Annotated in this window: 7 protein-coding genes and 2 pseudogenes; 2 read left to right on the forward strand and 7 right to left on the reverse strand. The window is 60.0% G+C overall.

Annotated elements, in window-relative coordinates; genetic code table 11:
* Together EN935_RS10760 and EN935_RS10765 are read left to right on the forward strand one after the other, a co-directional pair.
* On the forward strand, positions 1 to 1,863 hold a 1,863-nt coding region (locus EN935_RS10760; RefSeq protein WP_127373309.1), incomplete at its 5' end, for a recombinase family protein.
* A gap of 28 nt (positions 1,864 to 1,891) precedes the next feature.
* Positions 1,892 to 2,084, forward strand: a pseudogene (locus EN935_RS10765) (transposase domain-containing protein); the annotation flags it as partial.
* 44 nt (positions 2,085 to 2,128) lie between these two features.
* On the opposite strand, the pseudogene EN935_RS41955 reads toward EN935_RS10765, so the two are convergent.
* The 7 genes and pseudogenes from EN935_RS41955 to EN935_RS10800 form a co-directional block, all read right to left on the reverse strand.
* Positions 2,129 to 2,466: pseudogene (locus tag EN935_RS41955) on the reverse strand (IS110 family transposase); the annotation flags it as partial.
* 88 nt (positions 2,467 to 2,554) lie between these two features.
* Positions 2,555 to 4,423: a CocE/NonD family hydrolase gene (locus EN935_RS10775; RefSeq protein WP_127373310.1), complete on the reverse strand. Its 1,869-nt coding sequence runs from the start codon at positions 4,421 to 4,423 to the stop codon at positions 2,555 to 2,557.
* Positions 4,424 to 4,557: 134 nt separating this feature from the next.
* Positions 4,558 to 5,559, reverse strand: a complete 1,002-nt coding sequence (locus tag EN935_RS10780) for an ABC transporter ATP-binding protein (protein ID WP_063169341.1) — start codon at positions 5,557 to 5,559, stop codon at positions 4,558 to 4,560.
* Positions 5,552 to 6,562, reverse strand: coding sequence for an ABC transporter ATP-binding protein (locus EN935_RS10785; RefSeq protein ID WP_063169342.1), 1,011 nt, complete (start codon positions 6,560 to 6,562; stop codon positions 5,552 to 5,554). Before EN935_RS10785 ends, EN935_RS10780 begins: the two co-directional genes overlap by 8 nt.
* Entirely contained in the window at positions 6,559 to 7,491 is a 933-nt protein-coding gene (locus tag EN935_RS10790) for an ABC transporter permease (RefSeq protein WP_063169343.1), read from the reverse strand. Before EN935_RS10790 ends, EN935_RS10785 begins: the two co-directional genes overlap by 4 nt.
* A complete protein-coding gene (locus EN935_RS10795) occupies positions 7,488 to 8,477 on the reverse strand; it encodes an ABC transporter permease (protein ID WP_063169344.1) in 990 nt (329 codons plus the stop codon). The genes EN935_RS10790 and EN935_RS10795 overlap by 4 nt, the downstream gene beginning before the upstream one ends.
* On the reverse strand, positions 8,474 to 9,941 hold a 1,468-nt coding region (locus tag EN935_RS10800), incomplete at its 5' end, for an ABC transporter substrate-binding protein (protein WP_127373311.1). The genes EN935_RS10800 and EN935_RS10795, both read right to left, overlap by 4 nt.

Below are 9,941 nucleotides of genomic sequence, written 5' to 3' on the forward strand. Positions count from 1 at the left end.
GTGGAACGTCCCGGTTTCGAACGCCTGGTCGACGATCTGTGCACCGGTCATGTGGGCGCTGTGCTTTGCCTGGAGGCGTCCCGCCTGTCTCGCAACGGACCGGACTGGCATCGGCTGCTCGAGTTGTGCGGCGAAGTCGATGCACGGGTGATCGATCTGGACGGAGTCTACGATCCGGGACTGCCGAACGATCGCCTGCTGCTCGGCATGAAGGGGAGCATAAGCGAGTTCGAACTCGGGGTGCTGCGTGCTCGCATGTACGAAGCTGACCGCGCCAAGGCACAGCGCGGCGAACTGCGCATCTCTGTGCCCTTCGGCTACGTCTGGCACCGGGATTACGGTCTCGGGTTCGATCCCGATATACGCCTGCAGGAGACCATTCGCCTGATATTCGCGCGTTTCCGCGAACTCGGCAGTGCCCGCCAGGTCCTGATCTCGATGATCGACGATGGCGTGCATTTCCCCAGACCCTCCGACGGCAAGAAGATGGTGTCCTTCGCCTGGGTTCCGGTCCGCTACCGCAACGTGATCTCCGTCCTGAAGAACCCGTTCTACGCCGGCGCTTATGTCTATGGTAAGAGCGAGAAGCGCACCGAGATCGTGGATGGCCGCGTCCGCAAGAGCTATGGTCATTACAAGCCGGCCAGCGATTGGGCGGTGGTGCTCAAGGAGCATCACGAAGGCTATATCGGATGGAGCGAGTACGAACGGAACCAGGAACTTCTCGCCGCCAACGCCTATGGCAAAGCCGGCGGCGTCAAGTCGGGCCGCGGCGGTCGCGCGTTGCTCCCGGGTCTTCTCTCCTGTGGTCGATGCGGGCGAAGACTGGTTGTCACGTATGCCGGACGTGGCCAAGGTTACCCGGTCTATCGTTGCGAGAACACCATGATGGCGCAGGCGCGATGCATGTCGTTCAACGGCTTTCGCACCGATGCGGCGGTGGCCCGCGAAGCCTTGGAGGCGGTTGCGCCGATGGCGATCGAGGCGGCGTTGGAGGCTGAACAGATGCAGCTGGAGAGCGAAGCCAGGCGGCGGCAGATGATCGAGATGGACCTGCAGCAGGCACGCTATGAGGCATCGCTCGCCGAGCGCCGCTACGCCGCCTGCGACCCGGAGAACCGGCTTATAGCGGCCCAGCTCGAGAGGAACTGGGAAGCTAGGCTCAGGCGCGTGGAGACCTGCGAGGCCCGGCTCAGTGAAGTCCAGCGTATGGAGCCTGTCGACGCGATCCCTGACTTCACCGGCCTCGCCCAGGATCTCGAAGCCGCCTGGAATGCGCCGGGTGTCGATATGCGGTTCCGTCAGCAACTGCTGCGCGCGCTCATCAAGGACATTGTGGCGGACGTCGATGACGACGCGCGCGATGTGATCCTGACCATCCATTGGCATGGGGGCCAGCATTCCCAGGTAAGGGTTCGCAAGTCCAAATCCGGAGAGCATGGCCAGAGTACGCCTGAGGAGGCTCTGGCGGTCATGCGATCCATGGCAACGCGATGGTCGGATGCCGAAATCGCCGCCACACTCAACCGCATGGGCATGAAGACGGGTCAGGGAAAGACCTGGACGGCGCGACGCGTCCAATCCCTGCGCACGGTGCACAAGATCAGCGGCTATCGGTCTTCCGACAAGAACGGCGAGTGGCTTACCATGTCGGACGCGGCCGCGAAGCTTGGCGTGTCGCACGTCAAAATCCGCCGGTTCGTCAGGGACGGCATATTACCAGCCGAGCAGGTCATGCGCGGCGCGCCCTACCAGATCCGCGCCAGCGACCTTGAAGATGAACGGATCAAGGCCGATTTGGCGCGCAAATCTCCGCGTATCATCAACGACGATAATCAGAAATCGCTGTTTCCCGCCATTTGAAGAGGGGGTGCATAATGAATCAGTCTTCGCGCTCAACCGCAAGAACGCGCTCTTCGCAGGCTCTGACGGCGGCGCCGAACACTGGGCAGTCATCGCCTCGCTGATCGAAACCTGCAAGCTCAATGGTGTCGAACCGCTCGGCTTATCTCGCCGATGTCCTCACCAGGATCGTCAACGGCCACCCCAACAGCCAGATCGACGATCTCCTGCCTTGGGTCTACATCAACAAGCTCGAGCTCAAGGCCGTGGCCCGAGAATACCGCTTACTCTTGACATGCACGGGCCGGAACAGGTTAACCCGCATATCTGCGCGATGCCGCGAGCATGGTTGCGGTCGGTCTTGTTGACCTGTGCCTTGAGAACGCCTTGGAATGACGGGGCTCGATACAGGTCACGTAGTCCGGCTGCCGCCAGACCAACCATTGGGATAAGGGGCCGGCTTCAAGCCTGATCCGGGCGAGATTCCATGCGGGGTTCTTCAATGCGTCAGCAAGATCGTCCGGATGACTAGCAACCTTCATCTCTCGGCAAATTCGGCGCCCTTCTCACGATGCAAACGGTGGTCTCTTTCACGGAGACGTCCAGTCCGGCATAATTTTTCATGCTGCGCTTCCTTTCCTGATGCTTGTGGCTGTTCACACAGACCACGTTTTGTCATCATCTCGAAGCGCAGCACTTCAAAACAACCCGTTCAAGGCGGGGGGCAAAGCCGAATACCACAATCTAAACACCTAGCGATGCTGTTCAAATTCGCCTTGCCGGCATGGGACCCCATCGCTGTCATCACAGGAAGCAGTACGTGGGAGGGGAACTGCTCGCAGTGATGAATCGTGTTCCGAGCCACTACCCATTCAGTTTCGTCCCAGTTGTTACCTCCCGTATTCAGGTTGCGGTCGAACCGCGGGAAGGCCGAACTAGTGATTTCCAGGCGAATTTGATGGCCGGCCGGAAACCAATTACTTGTGGCGTCGAGATCAATCTCGATTTTGCATATAACGCTCGGTTCCATGAAAACAGCCCGATCAAAGCCCTCGCGATAGCGGACGCGCAGTATCCCGTCCACCACGTCAATCGCACGGCCATCGGGATGTACGTCCAACAGTCTGGCCACGAAGTCCGTGTCCGGGGCCGAAGAAGAGACGAAGAGGACCGCCCGGACAAATCCGGTAACCTCCATGCCCTCTGTGAGGGGCGGTGAAGTGAAGCAGAGGACGTCTGGACGAAGCTGGACGTCCTGGTAATCGCGGGGTCCTATAGTAGTTCCACTTGACTTCCCGCCGTCCATCCCCAAGAACGGCGCCGGATCCCCAGGGTCGTAGGTAAACGTGTCAGCCGGCTCGTCGGCACTCGGAGGCTCTACATCAAGAGTCCCGTCGCCTAGACGGGTCGCGGCATTCCCGCCGCTGCGGAGGAACCAGTGCTGCAGTTCCACACCAAGAGGGGGCCATTCTGACGCGGCACGCCACTCGTTGCGACCCATCACGTAGTACTGGACGCGGGGCATTCCCTCGATCCGGTCGGGCTTGTCGTTCAGCCAGCAGTCGAACCAGTCCAGGTAGATCTGCCAGCAATCCAGGCGCGCGTCGCCCAGCTCGCGCTCGCCGATAACCGTCGGGGCTTTGAGACTCTCGGTGCCACAATGCGTGGCTGGCGACAGAATGATATGTTGGTGATCGCGTGCCGCCGGGCTCAATCCGCGAGCACTAAAAACGCGCTGCTGGTGAAGCGCGTCGGCAGCCCCCACGTCGTACCACGAGTTCACGAACAGGGCTGGGACGTCGATGGTCGAGTCCTCGCTAAGCATCCCATTCCGATCCCCCCAGGGATCGCCTGGGTCACGCGAGACCCAGTCCTCCCAGTCAGTCGGCGGTCCCCCAAGGCTCTTAAGCATGTTGACGAGCGGCAGCGACGCGAAAGCCCGCTGATACTCCTCATCGCTTTTCGGTTGCACTCGGGACCGGTCCTTCGCTGCGGTTTGGTGGAACCAGGGGACAAACGCGGCAACCTCCACCGCACCGCCGAGACGGAGATCCCCGTTGCGATATCGCCCTCCGGCAGAGCCGTTCGCGCCGCCCGATCCCTGCGCAATTGCGCATCGGTGGGCTGGATGGCACAACTGCGCCAGCAAAACCTGCGCGATACCAAGCGCCGAGCACCCATATGTGCCCACGCGTCCATTCGACCATGGCTGCTGCGAAATCCAGGACAGCGTGTCATAACCGTCGTCCCCTATATGTTCCCTGAGCGTGAATACGCCGCCGGAATCGAAGACGCCACGACGCTCCTGCACAAGTACAGCGAACCCTTGTCCAGCAAACATTCTTGCCACTTTGTGGCGAGGCTCAACCGGACAGCGATAGGGCGTCTTACCGTATGGAGTTCGGATAAGGATTGACCCGAGTTCCCCAGTGTAACCAATAGGCCGATACAGGTCCGTGGCGAGCTCAACGCCGTCCCGCATTGGAACGCGCAAGCCGGTCTGCAAAACCACTTCGTATCGCGGCGTTGGCGGTTTAATCGGGCCTAGTTCATTACACACTTCAGAGTGCCTCCCAGACATTGAGACTGATTCAAGATGGAGTGGCCAATTTCGACGGGTCTCAGCATTCTATCTGCACGGTGGTGTTCCAGCCCACCTGCCTGTGCAATACCAGATGGAATACGCTCATTGGGGTGGCGCTGATTGCATGCCTTTCACTTAGCGAGCCAGCAGGCTGACAGGTGCTGTGGTCCAACTTCGATCGCCGGCGGCTCCTCAGCTTTGCAACGGTCGAAGGCAAGCGGGCAACGAGGATGGAAACGGCAGCCCTTCGGCACGCGCGCGGCACTTGGAACCTCGCCCTGCAGGGCCGGCAACTCGGCGCGACCTGCGTTGCCGCCAATCTGCGGTGTGGCGTTGCGCAAGGCGACGGTATACGGATGGCGAGGGTTGAATGTGATCTCGTCGGCGCTACCAATCTCGACCAATTTTCCAAGATACAAGACCGCAATCCGGTCGGCGATCAGCCAGGCAAGGGGCAAATCGTGGGTGATGAACAGCAGCGCCATGTTGTGCCTGTCGCGCAAGTCAACCAGGACCTGAAGAATCTGAGCGCGTATCGAGACATCGAGCATCGATACAGGTTCATCAGCAACGATGAGTTCCGGCCGGACGGCAAGCGCTCCTGCAATCACGACGCGCTGGCGCTGCCCGCCGGATAGCTCGTGCGGGAAGCGGGCGAAGAAATCGCCGGGAGGATTGAGCCCAGCGGCCGCAAGCGCTTCACTCACCCGGTCGGCGAGTTGAGTGGCGTTACCGACCAGCCGCAGGGACTGCAACGGCTCCGCCACGATGTCGAACACGGTGTGTCGCGGATTGAGGGCCTGATAAGCGTCCTGGAAGATCATTTGCACGCGACGCCGGTACGGACGTAGAGCCGAGAAGCCCTCTACCGACCTCATGTCGCGGCCTTCGAACAGCATTCTGCCGCCAGTCGGCTTGGCAAGCTTGGTGATGACGCGGCCCACAGTGGTCTTGCCGCTTCCCGATTCGCCGACCAGGGCGACGATCTCGCCCCGCCCGACGTTGAGGTCGATCCCGTCTACCGCGCGCATGGCGCCGACAGATCGGCCCAGGACACGGTCGAACAGACCGCCCTGGATAGGAAAATGAACTTGCAGGCTCTCGAGACGCAGGATGCCGGCAGTGTCAGGCATGAACAGCGACCTTGTCTTCTTGCGTCAAGGACCGGTGAAGGTGACAGGCGACACGTCCCCGCCCGAACTTATTGAGGCTGGGGACTTCGGTCGCGCACCCCCCCATGACCGACGGGCAACGCGGATGGAAAGCGCAGCCCGAGGGTCGATTCACCAAGTTGGGAGGATCACCCGGTATTGGCCGGATCATCTTTTTGCCGCTCGCTGGGTTCGGGATCGATTCGATCAGCTGTCGGGTGTAGGGATGTTTGGGCTGGGCGAAAATCTCGGCGACAGTGCCATCCTCGACGATGCGGCCCGCGTACATGATCATTACGCGATCACAACACTTAGCCACCACAGAAAGGTCGTGGGTGATCAAAATCAGGGCGAGGCTCAACTGCGATCGCAAGTCGCCTAGCAGGTTAAGGATCTGAGCCTGAGTGATGACGTCGAGCGCTGTGGTGGGCTCGTCACCAATGATAATCGAAGGTCGACACGCGAGCGCCATGGCAATCATCACCCTTTGTCGCATTCCGCCCGACAACTCGTGAGGGTAGGCGGAACCACGATCCGCCGGGATGCCGACCAGTTGAAGCAACTCACTTCCCCGCTTGGTCGCCTCGCCCCGCGACATGCCGAGCTTCAGCATGCATGGCTCGGCGATCTGCTTGATAATGCGGTGAACAGGATTAAGTGCGTTCATCGCGCCCTGGAAGACAACGGACGTTTCGCTCCAGCGATGTGGCCGCATCGCCGCATCATCGTCGATCGGCAGTCGGTTGCCACGATAGCGCACTTGGCCGCCGCTGACCCGCGCGTTGGGTGATAGTAGACCAGCGATCGCCATCGCGGTCGTGGTCTTGCCACTGCCCGATTCTCCGACGAGGCCCACGGCCTCTCCGGCTCGGAGCGCGAAGCTTACGCCGTCGATTGCTCGCAATGAAACGCCCTTGAGCCCATAATCGACAGAGAGCCGGTCTATTTCCAGAAGCGGTGTTTTGTCCTGGGAGGAGCTGGTCATGGGATCACCCTCCGCCGTGGATTGAACGTGTCGTCAAGGGCACTGCCAATCAGGACGAAGCTAAGCGAAACCGTGAGTACGCACAGTCCTGGGGCGCCGAGGTACCACCAGGCTCCAGCACTGGCCGCGCCGGCGCGCTGAGCGAGCGAAAGCAAAGTGCCCCATGAAGGCTGCAACGGGTCCCCGAGTCCAAGGAATGAGAGCGATGTCTCGACATAGATTGCGCTGGCGACCACCAGCGCACCATTGGCTGCGATTTGCGGCACGAGATTGGGGAGGATGTGCCGCACCATGATGCCGAAATTACTGCTACCCGCAACGCGCGCACGATCAATGAATGGTCGCTCCTTAAGCGACAGTGTCTGACTCCGGACGATACGTGCAACAAAGGACCAGCTTGTCATGCCTATAACGACAATGATCACGAAAAGAGAAGGACGGAAGCCCAGGATTTCTCCACCGCGCCCCATCACCTCGAGAACCACGGGTGTAATGACCAGCGCCAGCACGAAGGACGGCATGACAAAAAAGAAGTCTGTCAAGCGCATCAGCCAGACGTCGACCCTGCCACCATAGTAGCCAGCGGTCGTACCGATTGTAGTCCCAACGACGAGGCTGATCACAGTCGCGAGTAGCGCAATCGTAAGCGAGATCCGGGCACCATGGAGGACCAGATTGAGCACGTCCCGCCCGATTTCGTCCGTGCCGAGCAGATGCTCGCCTGATGGGGGTGCGAGGAAATCGCCAGTTGCATTGATCGCAGTCTGGAGCGGTCCCGCCAGAATATTGGGGACCGCTCCCACAACAAGAAAGAATACCAGACATACGAGGCCCACCTGAGCACCGCCATAGCTGAGAAATTGACGCAGAAAGCCTTTTATTGCGCGCGCCCGGCCTCGCGGGCAATATCGAACAATATTGTCGCTCATTGTCGGACCCTCGGATCTAGAAGGCTGTAGGCAAGATCGGCTACGAGGTTTGCGAGAACAATTGAAACGCCAAGCAACAGGAATATGCCTTGAAGGACTGGGTAGTCCCGTGCGTTGAGTGCTTCCACCGTCAGCCCGCCGATACCCGGCCAGGCGAAAACGGCTTCGACAGTGATGGCCCCGGCGACCACATAGCCAATATTGAGGGTGATCAAGGTCACGACCGGTAGCATTGCATTGCGAAATGCATGACGCATCAGCATTTGACCGTTGGTCAGCCCTTTCGCCCGTGCGGTTACCATGTAATCCTCGGTGAGTACGTCACTCATTGCGGCACGAGCGACGACGACGTACTGGCCGATTAGCCCAAGCGCCACCGCAGTGGCGGGAAGCGTGAGATGTTGCAGGTAGTCGAGGAACGAACCAAGAGAGCCCGTGATCAGGCCGGGCGAGTATGCACCATAGCCCGGGAGCCAACCCAATGCCGTGCTGAAGATTACCACCAGGATCATGCCGAGCCAGAAAGCCGGCGTAGAATAGAGCGCCAGAGAGGCTCCGGTTGCGATACGGTCGCCGGCTCCTCCCCGGCGCCAGCCTGCGTAGATCCCAAGCATCACCCCAATAACGATTGCCATTATCTGAGCAACCCCGACTAGGACTATGGTGTCCGGCAGGCGTTCCGCTATCAGGTCTGCGACATGCCTGCCCCTGAACTTGAAGCTGTAGCCGAAATCGCCGCGGAGTGTTGCCGACAGGTAGTCGACCGCCTGGTCCGGGAACAGCGGCCGGTCAAGGCCCCAACGTTGGTTCTGCGCCTCAATCTGCTCGGCGGTGACGCTGACGCGCGCCCCGCCAAGCAAAAGAGATGCAGGGTCACCTGGAATAACTCGGAATAGGATGAAGTTCAGGACTGCCACCATCAGGAGGGTTATAGAGGCCCTGACGATGATGCGCAGGATGTGACGGCTCCCTCCCCCTCCGTTCACGGCGCGGGCACCGGCTTCAAGCGATCGAATGGGAAGTAGCTGTCCATCGACATGATGCCTTGCTTTCCCCAACCCTCGAAGCAATCCCTCCGGTGGGCTTCGAGCAGGGTGGGGTAACATAGTACGATGTAAGGCGCTTCAGTATAAATTAGTCGCGCTGCCTGGTCGACCAGCTTTTGGTTTTTCTTGAGGTCAACGGTGACCTGCACCTCCGCGAACAGTTTGTCGAACTCCGCATTCGTCCAGTACGCCTTGTTCTTGATGCCGATGGAATTGCTGCTGCCGAAGATGAGCAGGTCTTTAGGTGTTGGGCCTTGCCAGGTATCGGAAATGAGCAGATCCCACCCTCCGCCGCCTTTCGCCGGAGCTGCGGCGCGGGCGCTCAGCGCACCGGAGTCGAGCCGAGTCACCGATACAGGGATACCGATTTGCTCCAACCAGCCAGCGATAAACTGCACTGCCGCGACCGGCATCTCTATATTTGCTGAAGGTCCAGACACCAGCTCTAGCTGGAAACTCTTCCCGTCCTTGTCCTCCCGAATGCCATCGCCGTTCGTGTCCCGGTACCCTGCGGCGTCAAGCCGGCGGTTGGCTTCGGCGAGATCGAAGTGGCGCCTGATGTCGTTCAGATCTGAATAGTAATCGGCCGCCACCGGCATTGCGAGTCCGACACCAGGGTCGGCGTGTCCGCGCATGGCTCGATCGACGATGGCCTTCTGATCGATCGCGTAGCCGAGCGCATCGCGAAACGCCGGATCCTGCAGAGCCTTGGTGCTACCTGCGCCATCTCCCGAAGCGGTGTTGAAGGCGAGATAGGTTTTCTGAGCTATGCGGGATTCACCGACTACAATGTCGGGATCCTTCGAGAGATCAGCCCACTGGGCGGACGTCAGGTAGTTGCCATAATCGAGTTCCCCGCTCTTAAGACCTTGCGCAATCGGATCGGCGGCATCGAAGGACCGCAGGATCACCCCCGCGATTTGGGGCTTCCCCGTACGGAAATAGGGGTTCGGCGTCAGGCGTGTAAACTGGCCCTGGTGAAACTCCGAAACGATCATAGGTCCCGTACCCACCAAAGGCGGATCGTTGCGGAAGGTTACGCGTGCGTCAGCATAGCTGATGTCCTTCCAAATGTGCTCGGGAACGATCATTATGATATTGTCTATTGGCCAGGTCGCGGGGAACTTGGTCACGATCTGCAAAGTCTCGTCGTCGAACGCTTTGATGGACTCGACGTTCTCAAGACCGCTGGTGCTGTTCCACCCGACGTTTAGCTCGTCGGGCTTGCCTATGGAATCGTGCAAATAACTATAAGTGAACGCCGCGTCCCTAGCGGTAGCAGGCTGGCCGTCCGACCACTTCATGCCGGGCCAGATCTTGAAGGTCCAAGTGAGGTTGTCGTCGGCGACGGACCAAGATTGGGCAAAGCCCTTTCGATCGTCGTATCGCTGGGCGTCTATGCAG

This window comes from Mesorhizobium sp. M7D.F.Ca.US.004.03.1.1, assembly GCF_003998635.1.
In the GTDB taxonomy this organism is placed as follows: Bacteria; Pseudomonadota; Alphaproteobacteria; order Rhizobiales; family Rhizobiaceae; genus Mesorhizobium; species Mesorhizobium loti.